The following is a 25144-nucleotide window of genomic DNA, read 5'->3' as shown; positions in this document are numbered from 1 at the left end:
TTCTCTATAAATCTGATGACAGATACCCTGAAAAGTTATTCTCATGGCTTTGACTCAAAAGAATTTGGCGTTTTGGCATTAATCTGCAATTTTTGTATTCTCAAATGTGTTTATTCTGTAGACATATATGTAGGGGTAGGCCTTGCTGGATGCCATTTCCCTAATGTATAAGTCAAAATCTTCTGATTTTTAGAGGTTTCTAATAAAAATCAATCCAGTAAATATCTTAAATATTACAATGGCAGAACATATTAAATGCCTTATTATAGGCTCAGGGCCAGCAGGTTATACTGCGGCAATTTACGCATCACGCGCAGGTTTAGCACCAGTAATGTACCAAGGGGGTCAACCTGGCGGACAGCTAACAATCACTAATGACGTTGAAAACTTCCCTGGCTATCCAGATGGTATCCAAGGACCACAAATGATGCAAGATTTAGAAAATCAAGCTCGTCGTTTTGGAACTGATATTCGTTTTGGTATGGCTACTTCTGTAGATTTCTCGGTTTCTCCTAAAAAAGTAGTAATTGATGAAAGTATAGAGCTTACTGCTGATGCGGTAATTATCGCAACTGGGGCTTCGGCAAAATGGCTTGGTTTAGAATCAGAAAAAAAATATAACGGTTTAGGAGTATCGGCTTGTGCAGTTTGTGATGGTTTCTTCTACCGTAACCAAGTAGTGGCAATTGTAGGTGGTGGAGATACTGCTGCTGAAGAGGCTACTTATTTGGCTAATATTTGTTCAAAAGTACACATGATTGTTCGTCGTGAAGAACTACGTGCTTCTTTGATTATGCAAAAGCGTGTATTGAACAATCCTAAAATTGAAGTTCACTGGAATTCAGAAACTGATGAGATTTTGGGTGATGCTTCGGGTGTAACAGGCGCTCGTTTGAAAAATGTAAAAACTGGAGAAACTGAAGAGTTAACATTAACAGGTTTCTTTGTTGCCATCGGTCACAAACCAAATACAGATATCTTCAAAGACTATTTGAATTTAGACGAAGCAGGATATATCCAGACAATTAAGGGCTCTACAAACACTAATATCGAAGGCGTTTTTGCTTGTGGTGATGCACAAGACAACATTTACCGTCAGGCTGTAACAGCAGCAGGTACAGGTTGTATGGCTGCTTTGGATGCTGAACGTTGGTTGGCTGCAAATGAATTACACTAGTTATGAAATTTAGAGTAGTAAATGCTAATAGAGTCAACAATTACGTTTACTACTCAGATTCCTCTATAACTATAAATACAATACAATGAATATAAGAAGTAATTTTCTTACTGCATTTTTTGTATGTTCGGCTATGGTAGCTTGGTCGCAAGAGAAGGGTAGTTTTAAAAATAACCCTAAAATTAAAATCAAGGACAATACCGGACTTTACAAGGAAAAAGAAAAAAAGCAGGACGATTTGCTTGACGAAATGCCTAAACTTCAATTCAGAAACGAATTTGAAGTAGTAGATAAACAATCTACAACTACGGCAGGTAGTCAAAAGTTCGAGCCTGTTAGAGAAGTTAACGCTACTGTAAGTGCTTTTGATACTACATCAATCGATGAAAGAGAGCCTTTAGTGATAGAGATAGAGGAGGAGATGAAACCTTCAGGAAGTGACGACTTTGTAACAGTTGCTTCTTATTTTTCTATTTGGGATACCAACACTATTGATCCTTATGGAATCGATGTCAAAGATTTTGATGATGTAGTTGACCTTGAACTCTTTAACAAAGAGCAAGGTCGTTATTGGAGTGCCCCTACCAACGCCCCTAAATTGACTTCACAGTTTGGTCCTCGTTGGGGTCGTTTGCACGCAGGTGTAGACGTAGACCTCGAAACTGGCGACCCTGTGTATTCGGCATTTGATGGTATTGTAAGGGTATCTGGCTATGATGGTGGTGGTTATGGTAACTTCTTGGTAGTAAGACATTACAACGGTTTAGAAACACTCTATGGTCACCTTTCACGCAAAGGTTACGAGTCAGGAATGTTTGTAAAAGCTGGTGACGAAATTGGGAAAGGTGGTAATACAGGTCGTAGTACTGGCTCACACTTACACTTCGAAACTCGTTACGAAGGTAATCCTTTCAATCCTACTTATGTGATGAACTTTGCAGGAGAAGGCACTCAGCCAGTATCTGACCATTTGTTGGTTTCGGCACGTGTATTTGATACTTATGGCTTAGCTTTGGGTAACGAATATGGCGATGCTGGTAACAAAGTTGTTACTCGCCGTACTGCATGGACGGTAGCTCGTTCAGGTGATACGCTTTACTCTATTGCTAACCGTGCTGGAATTTCGGTAGAACGTTTAGCAAAAATGAATGGAATGAAGCTAAGCTCAAACTTGCGTGCAGGTCGCCGTTTGCGTATTCATTAGACGAAAAGATATTATTAGGTTATAGTATAAAAGCGAGATTGCCCATCGGGTAGTCTCGCTTTTTGTTTTCGAAGAATTCAGCATTTCTTTGCTTTAACCACTCGACCTTTTTTATTAAGATTTCCTTAGACCAAATAATAAAACTCTTTTATTCTGGTTTTAGTTATATATCACTAATTGAAAAGAAAGAATTGTTTATCAGAAAAAACTTACTGATTAGTAAACAGTTTATTGAAAATCAGACCCTAGAGTTAAAGTTTTATGAAAAAAGTATTTTTATTTTCTTTGAGTTTGCTGTGTATTTGTACTGTCGATTCGTTGGCGCAAAATGAAAGTGGGAGATATAAAAAACAGACAAAAATCAATAAACAGATTGTAACTGCACCCGCTAAAACCACCAAACAAGAAGAGTTTCTTCCTCCTTTAAAGCTCAAGCCAGAATACGAGACTTCTGCTCAGCAAAGTGTTACTGATGTTGGACGCAATCCGTACGAACCCATCCGTGCTATCAATTCTACAGTGAGTGCTTTTGACACAACGTCGGTTGATGAAGGAGATATTCGTCCAGTCGAGGTGATCGAAACTGTCAAAATCAATGGTTCAGATGATGTCGCTATGGTGGCAACCTACTACTCAATTTGGTCTTCCAAAAATATTGACCCTTATGGAATTAATGTCAAAAACTTTGAAGGGGTTGTAGATATAGAATTGTATAATGATGCCATGGGGTATCATTGGTCGTCTCCCCTGAAATCTGGTGATATTACCTCGAATTTTGGCCCAAGGTCACGTCGTTTACACGCAGGTGTTGATTTGGATTTGACTACAGGAGACCCCGTATATTCTACTTTCGATGGAATTGTCCGAATATCAGGTTATGATAGTAAAGGTTATGGTAAGTATTTTGTCATTAGGCATTACAACGGCATCGAAACGGTTTACGGTCACCTTTCACAAAAGTTTTTAGAGTCTGGGACTTATGTAAAAGCTGGCGATGTAATTGGCAAAGGGGGTAATACAGGAAGAAGTACAGGCTCACATCTTCATTATGAAACTCGTTATGAGGGCAAAGCATTTAACCCAACGTATGTGTTTTCATTCATAGGAAAAAATACTAAACCAGTGGATCAGCATGTCATGATTTCGGCAAGAGTTTTTGATACTTATGGAGAGATTTTACCGAATGAGTTTAATGAAAATGTTGAAAATGAAGAAGAATACCGCACCACTACATGGGTGACAATTCGAGAAGGAGATACCTTAGCATCTATTGCTAACTTTGCCAATATTTCTATCCCACAATTGGCAAAATTGAATGGAATGAGTACTTCTACTAAATTGAAAATCGGAAGAAGGCTCCGAATAAATTAATTTCGAAAATTTTGTTCTCTTTAGGATAGAGTCGAATTTTTGATTTAATATATTTGTTCAGAAGTAATTGGGCAATAATTATATATCTTGCTCATAAGACTTTTTATTTTATTCAAAACTGTTAGATAGATCTTCCATTAGATGAAATTAGATATTTTGGTGATGGCTGCGCATCCAGATGACGCAGAGTTGAGTTGTGCAGGAACAATTTGTTCTCATATTGCACAAGGCAAAAAAGTTGGTATTGTTGACTTTACTCGTGGTGAATTAGGTACTCGCGGTACACCCGAAATCCGCCAAGCCGAATCAGATGCGGCTTCTGCCATAATGGGGATTCATGCACGTGAGAATTTGGGCTTTAGAGATGGATTTTTTGTCAATGACGAAGAACATTTGATGAAGTTAATTCGTGTAATACGTCGTTATAAGCCTGAAACCGTTTTGGCAAATGCTATTTTCGACCGTCATCCCGACCATATCAAAGGTGCTGAATTGGCGGCAGATGCTTGTTTTAAGGCTGGTTTGCGTATGATTGAAACCTTCGAGGATGATGGAACACTACAGACAGCTTGGCGTCCTAAAAATGTCTATCATTATATTCAAGACCGTTATATTCAACCAGATTTTGTGGTAGATATTACGGCTTATTGGGATAAAAAAGAAGCCTCTATCCGTGCATTCAGAAGTCAATTTTTTGATCCTAGCTCAAAAGAACCAGAATCATATTTGTCTTCTCCAGAGTTTTTGAAATTTACAGAAGCACGTAATCGTGAGATGGGTCATGCCATTGGCGTTACCTTTGGCGAGGGCTTTACGAGTTACAAAAGAATAGGAGTAAAAGACCTTTCAGCATTGATTTAATTAGCTATTGAGTGATTTGTGATTGAGTGAATGAATAATAAATCACTCATTCACTCAATCATAAATCACTCAATATATTTTATGCTTGTAAGCCTGGGATTTCTACTACTTCATTAGTATCAGCAGTGTAATCAACGCCACCTACTTTGAAGCCGAACAAATTGTAGAAGTCATTGCTATATCCTTCCAAATCACCAATACTTGATAGGTTTTCGGTAGTTGCTTCTTCCCAAAGTGCTGCCACTTTAGCTTGTACATCTGCACGCATTTCCCAATCATCGATACGGATACGTCTTTTTTCATCAACTGGCACATTGCTACCTGTGTAAAGACGCTCGCTATACAAACGTTGAATTTGCTCGATACAACCTTCATGGATACCCTCTGCTTTCATTACTTTGTACAATAACGAAATATACAAAGGAATAACAGGAATCGCCGAACTAGCTTGTGTTACCAAAGCTTTGTTTACAGAAACATAAGCATTACCGCCAATATCGCTCAATTTATCAGCAATAGTGAAAGCCGTTGATTCCAAATGATCTTTGGCACGACCGATAGTACCTTTACGATATACTGGTTCTGTCAATTCTGGTCCGATATACGAATAAGCGATTGTCAAAGCATTTGGCGCTAACAAATTAGCAGCTTTCAAGCCATCAATCCACATTTCCCAGTCTTCGCCACCCATTACTTTAATGGTATTTTGGATGTCTTCTTCAGTACAAGGGTCAATTGAGATTTCAGTTACTTTTCCAGAGTGGAAATCAACCGTTTTATTTTTGAAAGGAGCACCAATCGGTTTCAATACCGAACGGTGAGTAATACCTGTAGTTGGGTCGGTACGTACTGGCGAAGCCAAGCTATATACAACTAAGTCAATTTGACCTAAATCTTCCTTAATAAGGGCAAGCGTTTTTTCTTTTACCTCGTTAGAAAAAGCATCGCCATTAATACTTTTTGCATACAAACCAGCTTCTTGAGCTTGTTTCTCGAATGCCGCAGTATTATACCAGCCTGGTGTAGCTAATTTGCCAGGTGCTGATGGTTTTTCGAAGAAAATACCAATTGTTGCTGCATCTGACCCAAAAGCACTGGTAATTCGTGAGGCCAAACCAAAACCTGTCGAAGCTCCGATTACTAATACACGCTTAGGACCGTCGATTTTACCTTTTGATTTTACGTAGTTGATTTGGTTAATTACATTTTGTTCACAACCTACTGGGTGTGCTGTTAGGCAGATAAATCCGCGCATTCTTGGTTCGATAATCATTCCAAATATTGTTTTTGTGATTGATACAATGTTGTAATTACCTGACTTTGAAATTGAGTGTTTATGAAATAGTCAAGTACTTACCCTAAGTTTGTTTCTAATATTTTGTACAAAACCTTGAAGGGTTTTTATCCGATAAAAGTACAAAAGTTGTATCGAGCTGACAAATTTTAATCGATTTTCCGCCATTTATCAGCCTCACAAATTCATTAAGAGGTTTTGGTATCGTGTGGTTTGAGAGGACTCAGATAGCTAAAAATTCGTTTAACTTCTTTCACTATTCTACTACCAACCATATTAAAAAAGCTTCCGTCTTTGTCTAGGGTACGTGTGCCTGTCCACACTCTGATATTGCTGCTTTTTACCTGAACAACTTTGCCAAACTGCATTAAATCAAAGGTCAAACGACCATCTTCTCCGCGTACATGTCGCATGACATAGCCCACCTTGAGGGCCTGAGCAGTTTTGTATCCCATAGTCATTCCCAAGGTATTGAGATAGGGGCGTTTCAACTGACGAATTTCAGCCATGACATCTTTCATCATTTCATAAATGGCGAGTTTCCAACGAGGCGTATGTTCATTGGCAATAAATGAATATCGACCATATACCACTGCGACATCGTCTGGACGAAGTGCATTTATCATTTGATCAATCCATTCAGGTTGGTACATACAGTCGGCATCGGCAGATAAGATATATTTTCCTCTGGCTTGCTCCAAACCCATTTGACGTGCAGGACCACAACCCTGAATAGTTTGGGTACAGCTACGAATATAGAGCTTATCCAATACCTCCTGAGTACGGTCGGTGGAGTTGTTGTTTACCACCAATATCTCAAACGGAATTTTTGTCTTAGAGTCAGCCAAAGAACCAATAGTTGGAAGCATATTTACTTCTTCGTTCCAAGCAGCAATGACAATGCTTACCTCTGGACGTTCAAAATCAACAAGTTTATGGAGTTTTTGATTGATATTAGCGAATACCTCTTCAGGAATATCATCTACGGTAGCGTAAGGATAGACGTATTGGTTGATCCAAGCAGGATTTTTAAAAAAGCTCATGTCTCTAGTCGGTTGGTATGGTATAAGAGCAATTTAAAGACTATTAAGATGAAATACAAATACCTTGCCAAGGGGCTAAAGAAGAAAAAAAAGGATAAAGAGAGGTTATTTAGTGATTTAGTGAATGGGTGATTTAGCATATTAAAATCACTCATTCACTCAACCACTCATTCACTAAATAATACAACTCTACGGCGAAAGTCTTTCGATTTTCCAGCTACCTGACTCTTCGAGCGTGTAAGCAATACGATCGTGGAGACGAGATGGGCGACCTTGCCAAAATTCGATATAATTTGGTACTAATCTATACCCGCCCCAATGTGCTGGTCGTGGCACATTCTGTCCTTCAAATTGTGCTATAAAGTTTTTTTCTTTCTCAATCAATACCTCACGACTTTCGACTACTTGACTTTGGTTAGATACCCAAGCGCCAATCTGGCTACCTCTTGGACGGACTGCAAAATAATCATCAGAATCCTTAGCGTCTACCTTCTCTATCGTTCCTTCAATACGCACCTGACGTTCTAATTCACCCCAGAAAAAGGTCAAACAAGCGTTAGGATTCGCATCCATTTCGTGTCCTTTACGGCTTTGGTAATTGGTATAAAAAGTAAAACCAGTGGCATCTAAGGTTTTTAGGAGTACAATTCTAGCGGATGGTTTGCCATCGGGCGAAACCGTACAAAGGTGCATGGCATTGGGTTCAAGAATTTGGCTATCAACGGCTTGATTAAACCATTTGTGAAACTCTTGAATAGGAGAGGGCAATACATCCGACACATCCAAACTCCCCTTGGTATAATTCTCTCGCAAGGCAGCAAGGTCAACTTTGTTCATGATTTGTTGGGTTTACTGTTTTCGAAAAACATAAAGCTATTTATTCAACCTAAAATAGTAGCGTGTTGTTTCATGAGCGCAATATTACGCCCTTCTCTTAATTTTAACAATGATAAAATACTGATTTTAGTTGCCTTATAGGATGATTGGAGTTTGGAATTGCTTTGAAAGTTCTCGAACACCTTGTATTTTAGGCTTATTGTTATTTTAAATGAAAAAATCTAAATCTCATCTCCATTCACTTTAACTTGTGATTTCATCATGAATCCAACCTTTATCAATCAAACTAAACTGAAAAATCTTGTCTTTGCACTTGGTCTGAGTGCCTTTGCTGCGGTCGGCATGACCGAAAGACAACAACATCTTTCCTTAAACAAGGATACAGGCGACAGTGTTAAAAAAGACACGACTAAGTATGTTCGTTACAAAGATTTACCCCTGAAGGCTTCTCGAAAGTTTAAATATCAAACCGATGAAGGAACTTGGATGTCTTTGGATATAAGTCCAGATGGTAAAAATCTAGTATTTGACCACATGGGTGACTTGTATTCAATTTCTGCTACTGGTGGAAAAGCTCAGAATATTACCAAAGGCTTGGCCTTTGATACACATCCAAGATATAGTCCAGACGGAAAAAAACTTTTGTTTATTTCCGATAGAAGTGGTTCCGACAATGTTTGGATGATTGATTTTGAGAAAAAAGATACTGTTCAAGTTACTAAAGACCGAGACCAAAACTACGAAGCAGCAGATTGGACTCCAGATGGAAATTATATTGTTTTTGCCAAAGGACGTATGAATGTCCAACTATGGATGGTTCATAAAGATGGAGGAGGCGGTGTGCAGTTGATTGACCAACCAGCCACATTAAAGACTATCGACCCAGCGGTAAGTCCTGATGGAAGATATATTTATTTCTCGCAACGCAATGGCGCTTGGAATTACAATGCCATGTTTCCTCAATACCAGATTGGTATGTATGATCGTGACAATGGCAAACGCACCACTATTACCTCTCGCTATGGTTCGGCATTTACCCCAACTATTTCGGGTGATGGCAAATGGTTAGTGTATGGTTCTCGTTTTGAAGATAAAACAGGTTTGGTACTGCGCAACTTAGCTTCTGGTGATGAAAAATGGTTAGCGTATCCAGTACAACGCGACGACCAAGAGTCGATTGCAACGATGGGAGTTTTGCCTGCAATGACTTTTACGCCAGATAATCAGTCGGTAATTGCTTCTTACGGTGGAAAAATCTATAAAATAGCCTTGAGTGGTGGTAGCCCAACACCGATTCCATTTACAGTAGATATGGACATAGAAATGGGGCCGAGATTAGAGTTTAAATATCCTATTAGTGATACGACTCGTACTTTGGCAACTCAAATTAGAGATGTAGTAAGCTCGCCAGATGGTAAGAAAATTGCTTTTACGGTACTGAACAGACTGTATGTAGCCGATTATCCAAAAGGAACACCGAAGCGATTGACTAATTTGGAGTTTACCGAAGCTCAACCAAATTGGTCAAATGATGGAAGTCAAATCACTTTTGTGACATGGACTGCTCAAGGAGGAAGTTTGTACAAAGTTCAAGCAGATGGAAGTAATCTGCAAAAAATCACTTCTTTACCTGCTCTTTATAGTCAACCAGCATACACTCCAAAGGACGATAAAATTGTTTTTATCCGTAGTAAAATGCGTGCTTATAAAGAATCCGTTGGTCCAGTAGCAAATGGTTCGGAAGATGAATTATGTTGGATTGATGCAAAAGGCGGTGATATTACTGTAATCGACCAAGCTAAAGGAAGAGAGTATCCTCATTTTGTCAAAAAACAAACCGATAGAATATATCTCAGCGGGGGTGATGGAAGCGTAGTATCTATCAAATGGGATGGTACAGACGAAAAAGTTCATGCGAAAGTTTCGGGTATTACCACTTACGGAATGAGTATCGAAGGAGAGGATTTTGCCCATAACTGCATGCTTTCTGAGCGTACAGCTTCGGCGATGGAAGTGAACCGTGCATCCAATGCTTCTAAAGTTTTGATGTCCCCAGATGGAGAGAAAGCTTTGGCTCAGATCAATAATGATATTTATTCGATGACGATTCCGCAAACAGGTAAAACGGTTTCTATTTCGGTAGCAGATGCTTCTTCAGCGCAGTTTCCTGCCAAAAAGCTCACTGATTTGGGCGGTGAATTCCCATCTTGGTCGAGTGATTCTAAGAAAATCCGTTGGGCTTTAGGGCGTTTCCATTTTGAATATGATTTTGACAAATCCGTAGCTTTTGAAGATAGTGTAAAATCAGCAAAGAAAGCACAAGAAAAAGCCAAAGCTGATTCAATCAGTAAAGCAAAAACAGATACAGTAAAAATCAAGACTGATGCTAAACCAAAAGTAGCTAAAGCGGCTGCTAAAAAGACTGACGATACTTACAAACCTAATGAAACAGAGATTAAGGTATATTATGAAAAAGATATTCCTCAATCTGCTATTTTGTTGAGAGGTGGTCGTATCATCACCATGAAAGGCGAAGAAGTAATTGCCAATGGTGATGTTTTGATAGAAAATAATCGGATTAAAGCTGTTGGAAAAAGTGGGACGCTTAAGGCATCAGGTGCTAAGGTGGTTGATGTAAGTGGTAAAACCATTATGCCAGGTTTTGTAGATACCCATTCACACATGTGGCCACAATGGGGTATCCAAAAAAATCAGGTTTGGATTTATGCCGCTAACCTCGCCTACGGTGTAACTACAACCCGTGATCCACAAACTGCGACAACAGACGTATTGACTTATAGCGATATGGTAGAAGCTGGTAAAATGGTAGGTCCACGTGTGTACTCAACAGGTCCCGGGGTTGGTTTTTGGTCATATAATATCAAAGATTCGACAGGTGCGAGCAATGCCCTTAAGCAATACAGTAAATATTTTAATACCAAATACATCAAAATGTATTTGACTGGTAATCGCCAATCTCGCCAGTGGATTATTAAAGCTGCCAAAGAACAGCAATTAATGCCAACAACGGAAGGTGGTTTGAACTTAAAATTAAATATTACAAACTTACTTGATGGCTACCCAGGACATGAGCATGCCATTCCTGTATATCCACTTTATAACGATTTAGTAAAATCTATTTCGTATTCAAAAATGGCAGTAACACCAACACTGTTAGTATCGTATGGAGGGCCATTTGCTGAAATTTATTACTTCGAAACAGAAGACCCATATCATGACAAAAAGATGCAATATTTCATGCCGTATGAAGAATTAGCTGAGAAAACTAGACGTGTGAGTGGTTGGTTTTTACCAGAAGAACATGTTTTCCAAAAACATGCAAAGTCTATGAAATCGATGGTAGAAAGTGGATCATTGGCAGGTATTGGTAGTCATGGCGAATTTCAAGGTTTGGGTTATCATTGGGAACTGTGGTCGATGCAAAGTGGAGGCATGAAAACACATGATGCCTTGAAAGTTGCGACTATTCTAGGCGCTACAGCCTTAGGTTTAGATAAAGATTTAGGAAGTATCGAAAAAGGAAAACTAGCTGATTTGTTGATTTTGGATAAAAATCCATTAGAAAATATTCGCAATTCGAATAGCATTAAAATGGTTGTAAAAAATGGTCGTGTGTATGATGCAAATACCCTTAACGAAACATATCCTAGCAATAACAAACTCATTCGTAGTGAATGGGAATTTGAAAAACCTGCTAAGACAACGAATATTGATGAGTAGATGTCTCTGTAGAGACGCCATGCTTTGCGTCTAAATATCAAAAAAAGCGGTCGAAAATAGTTTTCGACCGCTTTTTTTGATACTAAAATTCGGAATGAGAATAATCACTCAATTACTCATTCGCTAAATCACTAAATGTTTTCCTACAACGCACCAGCTTTGATTTCATCTACTACTGATGGATCAAGCAAGGTTGAAGTATCGCCCAAGTTACCAGTATCACCTTCGGCTACTTTGCGAAGAATACGACGCATGATTTTGCCTGAACGTGTTTTTGGTAAGCCCGATACAAACTGGATTTTATCTGGTTTGGCAATTGGTCCGATAATACGTGTTACCGTTGCCAAAATGTCTTTGCGAGTTAATTCTGAATCTCCAACATGTTTTTCGCAGATAACATAGGCATAAATACCCTGTCCTTTGATGTCGTGAGGATAACCCACTACCGCAGATTCAACCACACCCAAGTGCATGTTGATGGCATTTTCTACCTCAGCAGTACCAATACGGTGTCCAGATACGTTGATTACATCATCTACGCGACCAGTAATACGATAGTAGCCATCTTCATCTCTCATACAACCATCACCTGTGAAGTACAAGTTTTTGTAAGTTGAGAAATACGTTTGACGACAACGCTCATGGTCTCCGTAAGTAGTACGAACGATAGAAGGCCATGGGAACTTGATACATAAGTTACCCGAAACGCCATTTCCTTCGATTTCAACACCGTTTTCGTCTACCAAGATTGGCTGAACTCCCGGCAATGGTAAAGTAGCGTAAGCAGGTTTTGTTTTGGTAACATTGGCAATAGGCGAAATCAAAATACCACCAGTTTCGGTTTGCCACCACGTATCTACGATTGGGCAAAGTCCTTTACCTATTTTTTCATTATACCAATGCCAAGCTTCTTCGTTGATTGGTTCACCTACCGAACCTAATACTTTTAATGAGCTAAGGTCTTTTCCTTCTACAAATTTGTCGCCAAATGACATCAACGAACGAATAGCCGTAGGGGCAGTATAAAGAATATTTACTTTATGTTTTTCAACAATATCCCAGAAACGACCTGCATCTGGATAAGTTGGCACACCTTCAAACATCAAGGTTGTTGCACCACAAGCCAATGGACCATACACAATGTACGAGTGACCTGTAATCCAACCAATGTCAGCTGTACAGAAATGAGTTTGACCTTCTTCATACTGGAACACATTAGCAAAAGTATAAGACGAAAATACCATATATCCGCCTACTGTGTGAACTACTCCCTTAGGCTTGCCCGTCGAACCCGAAGTATATAGGATAAACAACATATCTTCTGAGTCCATTTCTTCGGCTGGACAGTCAGCCGAAACCAACTTCACTTCGTCTTCCCACCAGCAATCGCGACCCTTGAGCATCGAAACAGGGGTACGAGTACGAGTAGAAACAATCACGCGCTCAACACTTGGACATTGAATCAGGGCATCATCAACCGTAGTTTTCAAAGGAATTTCTTTGTTACCTCGGAAAGCTCCATCGGTTGTTACTACGATATTACACTGAGCATCGTTGATACGGTCGGCGATAGATTGGGCAGAAAAACCACCAAATACCACCGAGTGAATTGCACCAATACGAGCACAAGCCAATACTGCAATCGCCAATTCTGGAATCATTGGCATATAAATACAAATACGGTCACCTTTTTTAGCACCGTTTTTCTTCAATACGTTAGCAAAGCGACAAACTTGCTCATGCAATACTTTATAAGTAATTACTTGAGAAGGTTCGTCTGGGCTGTTAGATTCCCAAATAATTGCAGGCTGATTTCCTCTTGTTGCCAAATGACGGTCAAGACAGTTTTCAGTAATATTTAACTTTCCTCCCTTAAACCAATTCACCTTTGGTTCGGTAAAATTCCATTCTAAGGTCTTTTTCCAAGGTTTTCTCCAATAGAAGTTCTGAGCAATTTCACCCCAAAAGCTTTCTGGGTCTTCAACACTATACTGATACTTTTCTTGATAGTCTTCGAATGATTTTATTCTTAAGTCCATTGTGTGATTATGTTTTTGGCCTGCTCGTGTCTTCTTTGATAAATAACTTCTAAGCAAAGCTATTTTCTTTCATAGTCAAATCGACAGGTCTGAATAGAAGGTACGAATTGTTAAATTTTATACTGTAAAAATACAAGATGTTTTTTTCTTTATACTAACACTGTAAAATGTTTTATGCTAATTTAATATATATTTTATTGCTAAAATACTATATGCTTGTAATATAATACAAGTTGGAATTGGTTTGTTGTATTTTTCGAAGAGTTTTTGAATAAAATTGTATTTTTTATTGAAGTAAAAAAATATGAAATATTTTGCCGTAACAATTTGAGGTAGTAATGAGAGGAAAAAATGATATAGAAAATATTGCCGATTACCAAGGAATTAAATTATAGTTATAATAGCATTTACCTATAATTTTGAAGCAGAGAAATGCGCTAAAACAAGATTGGCAAAGCCACCTGTGCTTTGCCAATCTTGTAATGATGAGAAATATGTTTAAATGATGGTTCTGTAAGAAAAGTTTTGTTGAAATACCTATTTCGTGGATACTTTTGACACCTTTTGCAAGACGGAAATCACTTGAAATAAAATTTTCAAAACTCCTCACTCAAAACTCAACACTTCCTAGTGTCCTCCACCAATTTCAATTTCGCTAGTTGACATTACGTTTACCAACCAAATAGCTGCGCCAATAATGGCTGCTGCAATAATGATTCTCAAAATCCAGTTCGGTTTTTTTTCAGTTTCTGTGCTCATGTTACAATGGGTTTTAAGTGTTTTATACTTGTTTTTCGGTATATGCTAATCCAATGTTGCGCTCTTGCAAACGTTGGGCGATTTCATTTAAAATAGCTGGGTCATCAATAGTTGATGGAATACTGAATGTCTCTCCATCTGCAATTTGACGAATAATTTTGCGAAGGATTTTTCCCGAGCGAGTTTTAGGTAAACGTTTTACTAAAATAGTATTTCTGTAAAAAGCTACAGCGCCTATTTGCTCACGAATCAAAGCGATACTTTGTTGCTCAAGTGTATTTTCATCTATGTCTTGACCATCTTTCAGTACAGCAAAACCCACAGGACGTTGTCCACGAAGCTCGTCTGAGATACCTACTACGGCGCATTCAGCTACTGCTGGGTGTGAGGCAATGATTTCTTCCATTGCGCCAGTCGAAAGACGATGACCTGCCACATTAATGACATCGTCGATACGACCCATGATAAATACATAGCCATCTTGGTCGATAAAACCGCCGTCTCCAGTAAGGTAATAGCCTTCAAAGGTATTCAAATAAGATGTTCTGAAGCGATCATCATCATTCCAAAGGGTAGGTAAACATCCTGGAGGCATCGGGAGTTTGATACAAACATAGCCATCTTGACTAGGACCTAACTCTTCTCCTGCTTCGTTCAAGATTTTTAACTCAAAACCGCATACAGGTTTGGTTGCCGAACCTGCTTTTACTGGAAAAGCTTCGATACCAACCATGTTACCCACAATTCCCCAACCCGTTTCTGTTTGCCACCAGTGATCTAGAATTGGTAATTGAGTAATTTGCTGTAACCACTCAAGGGTAGGAGGGTCGCAACGTTCGCCCGCCAAGTAAATAGCCTTGAGCGAACTAATATCATATTTTGCCTTTAATTCGGCGTGAGGGTCTTCTTTTTTGATAGCTCTAAAAGCAGTTGGTGCAGTAAAGAAGCATTTTACTTTATGTTCTTCAATAACACGCCAGAAAGTTCCTGCGTCAGGTGTTTTGATTGGTTTACCTTCGAACAAGATAGTTGTACAACCATATATCAAAGGAGCATATACAATGTAAGAGTGTCCTACTACCCAACCTACATCTGAGGCTGCCCAATATACATCACCTGGTTGTACATCGTAAATAGTACGCATTGAGAAATTCATAGCTACCGCATGACCACCATTATCACGGACAATCCCTTTGGGCTTGCCTGTTGTTCCAGAAGTATAAAGGATATATAATGGATCTGTAGCATCGACTATTTCGCAAGGAGCTTCTTCCGACTTTTCAACCAATTGAGTATAATCCACATCGCGAATCTCAACCATGCTAGCTTGAGCCTGTGGACGCTGAAGAATCACACAATGGGCTGGTTTGTGCTCTGAAGCTTGGATAGCCTCGTCGAGAAGAGGTTTGTAAGGAATCACTTTTTCGAACTCAATCCCACAGGAAGCCGAAATCATTACTTTGGGTTTGGCATCGTCTATACGCACTGCCAGTTCGTGAGGAGCAAAGCCTCCAAACACTACCGAGTGGATAGCTCCTAATCGTGCACATGCCAACATAGCAATAGCCGCTTCAGGAACCATTGGCATATAAATCACAACAGTATCTCCTTTTTGAACGCCCAGGGTTTTGAGCCCACCTGCTAGTTTGGCTACTTCCTTGGTAAGTTCACTATAGCTATACTTTTTTATACTTTTGGTAGCTGGAGAGTCGTAAATGATAGCAGTTTGGTCACCTCTGCCGTTTTCTACGTGATAGTCAAGTGCCAGATAGGCAGTATTCATCTTGCCACCTTTAAACCAGCGATAGAAACCTTTCTCATCTACAGACAAGGTTTGCTGGGGAGCTTCAAACCACGAGATTTGCTGAGCCTGCTCGGCCCAAAAAGCCTCACGATTATCAATGCTGAATTGGTATTTTTCTGCGTAAGACATTGGTTTATAAGCTTATAAGTTTGTTTTGTTATAAATATAATAGGAGCAGTCAGTTTGGTAATATAATTTAAAACTACCCTAGCCATTCGTCATAATTGTTGGTTTATGAATGACTATCAGTTTGACTGATTCCATGAGAAAACATGAATATTTTCACAATACTAAATTAAGGGTTTACACTGAAAAATCGCGAAAAACTCCGCTAAACTTAGCTAGTTGCAATACCAAGGGCTAAAGCGTTGACTTTTGAGACCAAAGTACGTGTCGAAAAGGGTTTTGGAACATATAGGTCTGCGCCAATAGCATATCCTTTTTCCATATCTGATTCTTTATTTTTAGCACTCAAAAATACAATTTTGATATGACTTAGCTTGAGGGTACTCTTTACAAAACGGCATACTTCATAACCATCCACATTGGGCATCATAATGTCCAATAGAATAATGGATGGAATCTCACGTTCGATGATGTCAAGTGCTTCCTCTCCATCACGAGCAATAAATACCTGATAACCCTCTTTTTTCATCAGGAATTCAAGCGACATCAAAATGCCAGGCTCGTCGTCAACTACTAATACTTTTAATTGTTGTTTCATCTTTAATGAGTTAGTTTTATTAACAGGCACAAAGGCATACAGTGGCAAAGTGTATTTAGATTGATAAATAATTAGATAATTGTTTTTCTTGTTCTCCAATACTTTATTACACTTTGTCACTTTGTGCCTGTTCACTTTGTCCCTTTTATACTAAACCACTGGAAGCATAAAAGTAAATTTTGATCCATGTCCAACCTCGCTTTCTACCCAAATTTGACCTTGGTGTAGTTCAACGATTTTTTTGGAGATAGCCAGTCCCAATCCGCTTCCTTTGGGTTTTTTGATAGTTTGATCTTCTGCTTGAAAAAATTTGTCAAAAATGAGGCGCTGAAACTCTTTAGCAATTCCTACGCCATTGTCTTGAATACTCGTATAAATTGCACCTTCGACATAATGTGTTGCTATTTGGATTTCGCCTTTGTCTGCTTCACAATACTTAATGGCATTGGATATAAGATTTACGATAACCTGTACCAGTTTATCTCTATCAGCTTCAAATTTGGGAGCAAAACGGTCTGGCAAAAACACCACTTTTATGCCTTTTTCTTTGGCAGGTTGATACAGAGCATCTATACTATCTTTGACAATTTCTTGTATATCTACATTTTCTTTAATCAATTTCTGACGACCTGATTCGTATTTTTCAAGGTCTAGTACTTGGTTAATTAATCGACTCAAACGATCAGATTCCTTTACGACAGTACTCAAAAAATGTTCTCTTTCTTCTTGATCCATATCAGGATTATCGTAGACAATTTCTGATAATGCCCTAATAGAAGTCAGAGGCGTACGAATTTCGTGTGCTACTGTTGACAAAAAATCATCCTTGAGTTTGTCGGTTCGTTTCAAAATCTCATTAGCTTCCTTGAGTTCGGAGGTGGCTTTTTCAAGCTCGATAGATTTTCGGCGAAGCTCTTTATTGTTGACCATTAACTCCTGCGAAGCTCGAAGAATATTGACAACTTCGTCCATCGAAATATGTTCTTCCTTCGAAATCGAAGCCACCATAATGCGGGCAGAAGCTGCGCCTACGACGCCTGCCAAAAGCTTTTCGGAATAAGTAACAAGTTTAGGGTCAGCCTTTTTGTTTTCTAAATTTAAACTATGTTTTTGTGCAAAAAGCCGTAGTACTCTATCGGTTCGGCGTTCTCCAAAAAAGTTGATAAGTAAAGTTCTAATATCATTCAAGTAGGCTGTGCCACGCCAAATAGTGGTATTATCTGTGAACTTAGAATGACTAAAAATATCAACAAACGTTACTGCCTGATTGAGTTCAATAGAGGTAGATTTAGTGATTAATGAAAAAGATACATAGCTACCAATATTGAAAAACATACTCCAGAATACACCATGCGAGATATCATCCATACCCTCTAAGCCAAACAATGCGGATGGACGAAGAGCCTTGATACCCCAAAGACCTTCTTCTAAAATTGACTGGGGAAATATTCCTGCACCAATTAAAGAAGGAAGCACTAAGGTATAAAACCAAATAAACGTCCCTGAAAGAAGCCCAATAATTGCGCCTTTACGATTACCTTCTTTCCAATAGATACCCCCGATAATGGCAGGTGCAAACTGTGCCACTGCTGCAAAGGAGACCATTCCGATAGATACCAGTGAAAAATATTGTGCAATAGCCTTGGCATAGATATACGCCAACAGTAGAATAATGAATATGCTGACCCTACGAACATTATTGACTAAGCCACTCAGATTGTTTTCATATTTACCAATTATCTTTGGGTATGCCAATAAAATCGGCATAATTAAACTATTCGAAACCATGATACTGAGGGCGATGGTTTCGACAATGACCATACTTGTAGCTGCCGAAAATCCTCCGATATAGGTTAATAACGCCAAGAACTTTGCATCATACTTTAAAGGTATTGCTAATAAATAGTTATCAGGATTTACATCATGATTTGGAAAAAGCAACTCTCCTCCGAAGGCAATGGGTAATACAAAAATATTGATAATCAACAAATACAGTGGAAATAGCCACATTGCTTTGTTGAGGTGTTTTTCGTTGACATTTTCGACTACAGCTACCTGAAACTGTCTCGGCAAAAACAAGATAGCACTCATAGAAAGAGCTGTATGCCAAAACCAAGAAGAGTATTCGCCTTTGTTGCCATCCATTAAAAACTGAGATTTTAGCTGAGGATGTAAGGCTGCTTTGTTAAAAATATCACCAAAACCATTAAAAATTCCGTATGTAACGAAGATTCCTACTACGATAAAAGCCAATGCCTTGATAATAGATTCGGCAGCTATGGCTGCTACCATACCTTCATGGCGCTCGGTAGAATCGATTTTTCTCGTTCCAAAAATAATTGTAAAAAGTCCCAAACCCATTGAGATATAAAAGGTAAGGTCGTCTAGGAAAATATGGCTATTGGCTGGTGAGTCTGTACGTGTTAAAATTCTAAAACTACTAGATATAGCCTTGAGCTGAATTGCAATGTAAGGCAAAACTCCAACCAGAGATACGAGTGTAACAATAATCCCGAGTGTTACATTTTTGCCATATCTGGAAGAAATAAAATCTGCAATAGAAGTGATACGATATACTTTCGAGATTCGGATGATTTTACGAATCACTAACCACCAAAGAGGCATCATAAGGGTTGGTCCTATATATACCGAAAGGTATTCGATACCATAGCTTACGGCTCGTCCAACTGACCCATAAAATGTCCAAGCAGTACAATAAATAGCCAAAGAGAGCGCATATATGTACGGGTTGGTTACAAGGCTTTTGCCTTTTTGTGAACGTTTTTCGGCCCAGTATGCTACACCAAATAAAAATGCCAGATATAGCAAGGAAGCTAAAACTAAGATTATGCTATTCATCGTGATTCGAATTGTCTTGGTTTTTGTTTAGCTCTCTGACATTCAAATAAATGACCACAATCAAAATCAGCCAAAGTACAAAAACATATAAAAATAGGCTTGGGATGCCTGCTATTTGGGTCTCCAAATTAAAAATGGAAATAATCGGGAAGTTGTATAGCAGTAAAAACAAGCAACTTATGATAAAAAGTCTTTGCTCTTTTAGTGATTCTTTCATGTTTTTTAGAAATATGGTCGAATTGCTATAATATCGTCAATAGAAGCAAATTGCTGACAAGTATTCTTTGTCGTTTAAAATGTCTTCTCTGACCTATATTTTATTGCTTCATTTGTCTATTTAATTTATTTGCATCATTACCAATTTACCAGAAATATACTTCAACTAGAGATTTGATGATTCAAATTCCCCCAAAATACCGTTTTATTGAGGAAAACTGAGTTGTCAAATAGCTTTTATAGGGCTATATTGAGTATATATACATAATTAGTTATTGTGTCAAGCAAAATAATAAGAAATGAGACTTAATCAATAAAAAATAGACAATTACTTAGCTAAGTTGGTAGAGTTTTTGGAAAGTAGTATCCCCATAAACTAAGAATGTATGTCAAGAGCCAAAAATGACTTCATTGACATACATTACTCAACTCATCTATCCCTAAAAACTATTTTATGTTTTGTTAATGGTGTAAAGTCGTTTAAAATCTAAACGCTTTACACCAATACATTTTTGTGAAAGCCTAAAAGATTTGTTGTGAATTATGCGTTTTCTTCGCTAAATTCTCCTTGAAGAGCGTATTTTCCGAAAATCAACAAACCTCCTGTGATAATTGGTGTCAAAATAAACATAATGATGATACCAAATACCAAATCATCTTGTTTACCTGAACCTAATTTAGGAAGGCCTAAGACTGTGATGCCAAACCATGCGGCTGCGATACCGAGGACTATCCATACGATACCTAAAATTTTTTTAATTCCGTCCATTTTGTATAAAAATTTAGAATGTATTCAATAGAAGTTATTAGTTAAGTATGAGTGCTGAATTGTGAATGTAAATTTCAAAACTCACAATTCGCAATTCAGCATTAATACCAAAGAGTCATTTTTGCCTAAAGCCTAGAGCTAATAGCCTACAGCCATTACTCTACTCCTCCTTTTTTCTCTTTGATATACAACAAGCCGATTACAAAACAGATACCTGCAATCAACATTGGGTATTTCAAGCCTTCTAAGTAAGGTTGAGCATTTACTACAGTCTGACCTGCTTTTTCTGCTGCTTCGTTAGCATCTTTTGCTTTTGATACTAAGTAAGTAGCAATCGCTGGCATCAAACCTCCGAATACACCGTTACCAATGTGGTATGGTAATGACATAGACGTGTAGCGGATTTTTACAGGGAACATTTCTACCAAGAACGCTGCAATTGGACCATAAGCCATAGTTACAAACAATAACTGTACAAATACCATCCAAATCATTGTCCACTTGTCGCCTTCGTTCAATTTTACAGTTTTAACAACATCAGGTTTTGGAGCTTCTTTTGATGCGTCTGCCAATACCGTTACTTTTTTCACTTCTTTATATTTTGTACCGTCTGTGTATTCTTTTGTCACAGTCGTTGTAATCAAAGAATCTGATGTACCTTCTACCAAAGCACGTTTAACTTCTTCAGTAGTTTTAGCTGATATTTCTTCTTTGTTCTTGATGTTGGCTGTTTGGTAAATTTTCTCGTAAATAGGACGGTAGCAAAGTACACCTAATAACATACCTGTCAACATAATTCCTTTACGGCCAATTTTGTCAGATAACCATCCAAAAAATACAAAGAATGGAGTACCCATCATCAAAGCGATAATCAAAAGGGTGTTGGCTTGTTGGAAATCGATATTACAAATTTTCAACAAGAAGGTCTGCGCGTAGAACTGACCAGTGTACCAAATCACCCCTTGACCCATCGTAGCACCAAATAATGCAAGCAAAACATATTTGAAATTGTATTTATTACCAAACGACTCTTTCAATGGGTTGGCTGAAGTCTTACCTTCTGCTTTTGCTTTCGCAAATAAAGGAGACTCGTGCATATTTTTACGAATCAAAACCGATACATATACCATGATGATTGATACCCAAAACGGAACTCTCCATCCCCAATCTTCGAATTTTTCTTTACCTAATGAAGACTGAGTAATCAAAATTACTGCCAATGAGATAAACAAACCTGCTGTTGCTGTAATTTGAATCCAAGATGTCCAAAATCCTTTTTCGTTGGCAGGTGCATGTTCTGCTACATACGTGGCAGCACCACCATACTCACCACCAAGTGCCAAACCTTGTAACAAACGAAGTACAAGTACCAATAAAGGTGCAAAGAAACCAATCGTTTCGTAGCCAGGTACACAACCAATGGCAAAAGTAGCTCCACCCATTAGTACGAGTGTTACCATGAAGGTATATTTACGGCCAATCAAGTCACCAAGACGACCGAAGAAAAGCGCACCAAAAGGACGAACTACAAAGCCAGCAGCAAAAGTGGCAAGTGTCGATAAAAATGCTGCTGTTGGGTTGTCTTTTGGAAAAAATTGTGTTGAGATAATAGTAGCTAAGCTTCCGAAGATATAAAAGTCATACCATTCGATGAGGGTTCCAACCGATGAAGCTCCAATGATGGATGCTAGTCCTGCGGTAGATTTCTTTTCTGACATAGTTGCTAATGGTTAAACGGGGTTAATACTTTGATTTAGGGTAAAGTGGAAGTTTGAGGGGCTTAGTTCTACGCGCTCAGCCCCTCTGGCTTTGCTTTACAATTTTTTGTAAAAGTGATTTTAGAAATTATATACTACTACTGCTTGTAAACGATGGTTTGTTGCTGTAAACGAACGAGCTAAATCACCACTTGCAGGCTTGAATGAGATGCTACTTGGTAATGTTCCTACTGCATCTGGTACAGTGCCGTCTACATCTGCCCAGTTCATAGATGTGATTTCGTATTCAAGTGCAAACTTCATTTTGCCTGAATAAAAATCAACTCTTGGTGCTAATCTAAACATGCTGTCAAAAGTTCTTGTAGCACTGATACCTCTTCCTAAGAATGCTAAGCTACCACTTTGAATATCAGATTTGTTAATAGCATCTGACAAACCTAGGTTTTTCATATATCCCACAAATACAGCAGGTTGTACTTTCTTTGATTTAGTTGAAATCAGCTCACCCCAAAGGTTCCATTGATTTTGCGCTGCGTATTTCCACTCACCAGTGGTGGCATTACGATATTCAGCCAAACCACCTAAACCAACATACTGAGTATAGCTTTGACCGTACGTTGTATGAAACTTCGCCGTCAAATTATTGGAAGTATATTTGGCATAAGCCAACAAATTGAGGGTAAATAGGTTTGTCGAAATATTCTTAGAAATATTCGGAGCGCCTGTGCCTCCCCAAGCACCTGTACTAGGGTTTTGTGTATCAGTAATTCTTGGTCTAATTGTATTTCCTTCTAGACCGATGCTTGCCAAAAACTTTTTGTTTTCTACACCTAGTTGCGCTGCAAATGATGGAGTAGTAGCAAACTTGTAAGCATCAACACCAGTTCCTGAACCAAACGCACCTGCTGGACTAAATCCTTGTAAGTCGTAGCCAAACAACATTCCTGTAAATGAAACAATGTTCGAAAGTTTGTGTGTCAAGCGAACTTGTGGTATAAACGAGAACGGATTGAACGGAATACCTGTGTTAAAGTTGGCTGTTCCAGGAAAGCACTTTGGAATAAAATTTGGATTCCAATATTGCCCAACCAATAATTGTGTTTTGTTCCAATCCAACGCTACATAAGCGTGACGAAGGCGAAGTAGGTTTTCTGTTCCTCCTCCCGATGTTCCTGCCGTTCCGTTGGTGATACCAAAGAAGTCAGTTTCTAATACTCCACTTGCTTTGGCTCCAAAAGCGCTTATGCCACCGAATTTTACTCCTAATCTTGTAACAATGGCCGAGTAACCAAGTTGTGGGATAGCGTTTCCATCGTCGCTACCATTAGGAGTTAGTGTTGTTCCTGAGCGAGTTGGGAGGTTGGTAGCATCCGATGGATACACATCCAATACGCCATCTCTTAAATCTAAATTTCTTCTTGTATTATAATAAATGTCATTTCTCACAAATCCGTACACTGTCACTTTTTGCTCAGCAGGAGCCTCTGTTTTTGCTGGCGTTGACGCAGTTGTTGAACTAGAGGTTGTGCTACTTTGAGCAACAATGCTAGACGTACAAATAGCCGTGCCTAGCACCGACAATAAAAATCTTTTCATAATCGAAGAATGGTTTTTGTGGTCTTGTTTTGTTATAAAATTGCCTTATGAGGGTATTTTCAAAAAGAACTAAAAACAGCTCTATGGTTTTGTTTTGTTGTAATATTCTGTGCTTTTTTTGCACTGGTTTATGATACAAACCTCATAAAAAAAACTATACCAGCAATAGCAGTGGTATAGTTTTGCAATTTTTGTATAGTTTTTAAGCTATTTTATTCTTCGAAAAATGATAAAATTGGTGGCTAGGTGGCTTTTTTAGTAATAAATCAACGTTGAAAAACCCATCATTTTTATTTAATGTTTTAGTCTTTCCCATTTGATAAGCATAAACTTGTCACCTAATTCGGTTACAATCATACCTGCTCCTTTGAGGTTTTCTCTATTAGCATAAAATTCAGCTAATTCTTTGTGATTCAGTATTTTATAAGTGGGGTGGTATTCGTTTCCTTTTGGTACTTTTATTTGATATTTCTTTACCCAATTCATCACAGAAACGTGTGATACGCCCAATAATCGCTCAATTTCGCGGTAGGTAACCCCCTCAATATATAGCTGAAGCGCCTTGATTACATAGTATTGGGAGATACCTTTGCCTAGCTTCTCAACGGTAAAGTTGTAATTACAAGATTTACACTTGAAGCGCTGCTTATCCTTGATAACTCCGCTTTTGGTGACTAGAGATGAGTCACACTTTGGGCAATTTGGGTTTTTCATAGATTTTTTTGTGATATATTACGGTTAGCAAATATATATCATTTGAGCAACAATATAAAAGTTTTTGGATACTTATTTTTTCTACTGAAAAAATCCGAAATAAAGGTTTTATTCAAAATATTATTCTAAAAATGGATAATAATCGAAATATTATTTGTTTTGTCCAAAGTCGAGCATGAAACGTTGTACAAAACGAAGAATAATTTGACCTAAATGTTTTTTCGGTAGAAATAAAATTTTTGTCATTTTATGATAGGTCGAAATAAAAAAAATCTCTTAACAGCTCAAATCAATTCTCAAAATTCTCATTGTCTGCGACTTGTTGAATCTGTAAGTTGTACAAGACAAAGACAAAAGGGTCTATAATTTCATGTTTTTTGACAAAAAAAAATTGTTTATGGTCACTTTACCTACAAAT

The 25144-nt window shown here is 38.3% G+C and carries 17 protein-coding genes; 5 read left to right on the top strand and 12 right to left on the bottom strand.

The genetic code is table 11. From position 1 onward, the window contains the following. Nucleotides 1-238: 238 nt before the first annotated feature. From trxB to bshB1, 4 genes are all read left to right on the top strand, one after another. The gene (gene trxB / locus QM491_RS03495) at nucleotides 239-1177 is read left to right on the top strand and encodes a thioredoxin-disulfide reductase (protein WP_283325850.1); all 939 of its coding nucleotides are present in this window, start codon (nucleotides 239-241) and stop codon (nucleotides 1175-1177) included. An 85-nt stretch (nucleotides 1178-1262) separates the two neighbouring features. Continuing rightward, nucleotides 1263-2381 (top strand): peptidoglycan DD-metalloendopeptidase family protein, encoded by a 1119-nt coding sequence (locus tag QM491_RS03490; RefSeq protein ID WP_283325849.1) that lies wholly within the window; start codon nucleotides 1263-1265, stop codon nucleotides 2379-2381. A 261-nt stretch (nucleotides 2382-2642) separates the two neighbouring features. After that, a complete protein-coding gene (locus QM491_RS03485; protein WP_283325848.1) occupies nucleotides 2643-3752 on the top strand; it encodes a peptidoglycan DD-metalloendopeptidase family protein in 1110 nt (369 codons plus the stop codon). Nucleotides 3753-3893: 141 nt separating this feature from the next. Then, nucleotides 3894-4613: a bacillithiol biosynthesis deacetylase BshB1 gene (bshB1, locus tag QM491_RS03480; RefSeq protein WP_283325847.1), complete on the top strand. Its 720-nt coding sequence runs from the start codon at nucleotides 3894-3896 to the stop codon at nucleotides 4611-4613. A 79-nt stretch (nucleotides 4614-4692) separates the two neighbouring features. On the opposite strand, the gene fabV is transcribed toward bshB1, so the two are convergent. The 3 genes from fabV to pdxH form a co-directional block, all read right to left on the bottom strand. Then, complete coding sequence (fabV, locus tag QM491_RS03475; RefSeq protein WP_283325846.1) at nucleotides 4693-5886, bottom strand: enoyl-ACP reductase FabV; 1194 nt, start codon at nucleotides 5884-5886, stop codon at nucleotides 4693-4695. Nucleotides 5887-6095: 209 nt separating this feature from the next. After that, nucleotides 6096-6950, bottom strand: a complete 855-nt coding sequence (locus QM491_RS03470) for a glycosyltransferase family 2 protein (protein ID WP_283325845.1) — start codon at nucleotides 6948-6950, stop codon at nucleotides 6096-6098. Nucleotides 6951-7139: 189 nt separating this feature from the next. Then, nucleotides 7140-7787, bottom strand: a complete 648-nt coding sequence (gene pdxH, locus QM491_RS03465; protein WP_283325844.1) for a pyridoxamine 5'-phosphate oxidase — start codon at nucleotides 7785-7787, stop codon at nucleotides 7140-7142. Nucleotides 7788-8048: 261 nt separating this feature from the next. Here pdxH and QM491_RS03460 point away from each other — a divergent pair, with 261 nt between their 5' ends. After that, the gene (locus QM491_RS03460; protein ID WP_283325843.1) at nucleotides 8049-11528 is read left to right on the top strand and encodes an amidohydrolase family protein; all 3480 of its coding nucleotides are present in this window, start codon (nucleotides 8049-8051) and stop codon (nucleotides 11526-11528) included. Nucleotides 11529-11671: 143 nt separating this feature from the next. On the opposite strand, the gene acs is transcribed toward QM491_RS03460, so the two are convergent. The 9 genes from acs to QM491_RS03415 all read right to left on the bottom strand — a co-directional run bounded on the left by acs (nucleotide 11672) and on the right by QM491_RS03415 (nucleotide 24726). Next, nucleotides 11672-13624 (bottom strand): acetate--CoA ligase, encoded by a 1953-nt coding sequence (gene acs / locus QM491_RS03455; protein WP_283325842.1) that lies wholly within the window; start codon nucleotides 13622-13624, stop codon nucleotides 11672-11674. Nucleotides 13625-14194: 570 nt separating this feature from the next. After that, on the bottom strand, nucleotides 14195-14326 hold the full coding sequence (locus tag QM491_RS03450) for a hypothetical protein (RefSeq protein ID WP_255491972.1): 132 nt from the start codon (nucleotides 14324-14326) through the stop codon (nucleotides 14195-14197). Between the two features lie 22 nt (nucleotides 14327-14348). Further along, on the bottom strand, nucleotides 14349-16259 hold the full coding sequence (locus tag QM491_RS03445; protein ID WP_283325841.1) for a propionyl-CoA synthetase: 1911 nt from the start codon (nucleotides 16257-16259) through the stop codon (nucleotides 14349-14351). A gap of 208 nt (nucleotides 16260-16467) precedes the next feature. Beyond that, a complete protein-coding gene (locus QM491_RS03440; protein WP_166551244.1) occupies nucleotides 16468-16854 on the bottom strand; it encodes a response regulator transcription factor in 387 nt (128 codons plus the stop codon). A gap of 150 nt (nucleotides 16855-17004) precedes the next feature. Further along, nucleotides 17005-19713 (bottom strand): sensor histidine kinase, encoded by a 2709-nt coding sequence (locus QM491_RS03435; RefSeq protein WP_283325840.1) that lies wholly within the window; start codon nucleotides 19711-19713, stop codon nucleotides 17005-17007. A gap of 757 nt (nucleotides 19714-20470) precedes the next feature. After that, complete coding sequence (locus QM491_RS03430; protein WP_283325839.1) at nucleotides 20471-20698, bottom strand: DUF6814 family protein; 228 nt, start codon at nucleotides 20696-20698, stop codon at nucleotides 20471-20473. A gap of 155 nt (nucleotides 20699-20853) precedes the next feature. Beyond that, the gene (locus QM491_RS03425; RefSeq protein ID WP_283325838.1) at nucleotides 20854-22416 is read right to left on the bottom strand and encodes an MFS transporter; all 1563 of its coding nucleotides are present in this window, start codon (nucleotides 22414-22416) and stop codon (nucleotides 20854-20856) included. Between the two features lie 120 nt (nucleotides 22417-22536). Next, nucleotides 22537-24012, bottom strand: a complete 1476-nt coding sequence (locus tag QM491_RS03420) for a hypothetical protein (RefSeq protein ID WP_283325837.1) — start codon at nucleotides 24010-24012, stop codon at nucleotides 22537-22539. A gap of 294 nt (nucleotides 24013-24306) precedes the next feature. Then, the gene (locus tag QM491_RS03415) at nucleotides 24307-24726 is read right to left on the bottom strand and encodes an IS1/IS1595 family N-terminal zinc-binding domain-containing protein (protein ID WP_166551250.1); all 420 of its coding nucleotides are present in this window, start codon (nucleotides 24724-24726) and stop codon (nucleotides 24307-24309) included. Between the last annotated feature and the right edge of the window lie 418 nt (nucleotides 24727-25144).

The organism is Flectobacillus longus, from assembly GCF_030056705.1.
Taxonomy (GTDB): Bacteria; Bacteroidota; Bacteroidia; order Cytophagales; family Spirosomataceae; genus Flectobacillus; species Flectobacillus longus.
Note: the sequence above shows the minus strand (reverse complement) of the source record. Positions and strands in the feature narration are given on the sequence as shown.

Excerpts from the sequence above, each read along its gene's own strand:
- bshB1 (WP_283325847.1), top strand. The coding sequence starts at position 3,894 with ATGAAATTAGATATTTTGGTGATGGCTGCGCATCCAGATGACGCAGAG.
- QM491_RS03415 (WP_166551250.1), bottom strand. The coding sequence starts at position 24,726 with ATGAAAAACCCAAATTGCCCAAAGTGTGACTCATCTCTAGTCACCAAA.
- QM491_RS03430 (WP_283325839.1), bottom strand. The coding sequence starts at position 20,698 with ATGGACGGAATTAAAAAAATTTTAGGTATCGTATGGATAGTCCTCGGT.
- fabV (WP_283325846.1), bottom strand. The coding sequence starts at position 5,886 with ATGATTATCGAACCAAGAATGCGCGGATTTATCTGCCTAACAGCACAC.
- QM491_RS03440 (WP_166551244.1), bottom strand. The coding sequence starts at position 16,854 with ATGAAACAACAATTAAAAGTATTAGTAGTTGACGACGAGCCTGGCATT.
- QM491_RS03485 (WP_283325848.1), top strand. The coding sequence starts at position 2,643 with ATGAAAAAAGTATTTTTATTTTCTTTGAGTTTGCTGTGTATTTGTACT.
- QM491_RS03445 (WP_283325841.1), bottom strand. The coding sequence starts at position 16,259 with ATGTCTTACGCAGAAAAATACCAATTCAGCATTGATAATCGTGAGGCT.
- pdxH (WP_283325844.1), bottom strand. The coding sequence starts at position 7,787 with ATGAACAAAGTTGACCTTGCTGCCTTGCGAGAGAATTATACCAAGGGG.
- QM491_RS03490 (WP_283325849.1), top strand. The coding sequence starts at position 1,263 with ATGAATATAAGAAGTAATTTTCTTACTGCATTTTTTGTATGTTCGGCT.
- QM491_RS03425 (WP_283325838.1), bottom strand. The coding sequence starts at position 22,416 with ATGTCAGAAAAGAAATCTACCGCAGGACTAGCATCCATCATTGGAGCT.
- QM491_RS03435 (WP_283325840.1), bottom strand. The coding sequence starts at position 19,713 with ATGAATAGCATAATCTTAGTTTTAGCTTCCTTGCTATATCTGGCATTT.
- QM491_RS03450 (WP_255491972.1), bottom strand. The coding sequence starts at position 14,326 with ATGAGCACAGAAACTGAAAAAAAACCGAACTGGATTTTGAGAATCATT.
- QM491_RS03460 (WP_283325843.1), top strand. The coding sequence starts at position 8,049 with ATGAATCCAACCTTTATCAATCAAACTAAACTGAAAAATCTTGTCTTT.
- QM491_RS03420 (WP_283325837.1), bottom strand. The coding sequence starts at position 24,012 with ATGAAAAGATTTTTATTGTCGGTGCTAGGCACGGCTATTTGTACGTCT.
- trxB (WP_283325850.1), top strand. The coding sequence starts at position 239 with ATGGCAGAACATATTAAATGCCTTATTATAGGCTCAGGGCCAGCAGGT.
- QM491_RS03470 (WP_283325845.1), bottom strand. The coding sequence starts at position 6,950 with ATGAGCTTTTTTAAAAATCCTGCTTGGATCAACCAATACGTCTATCCT.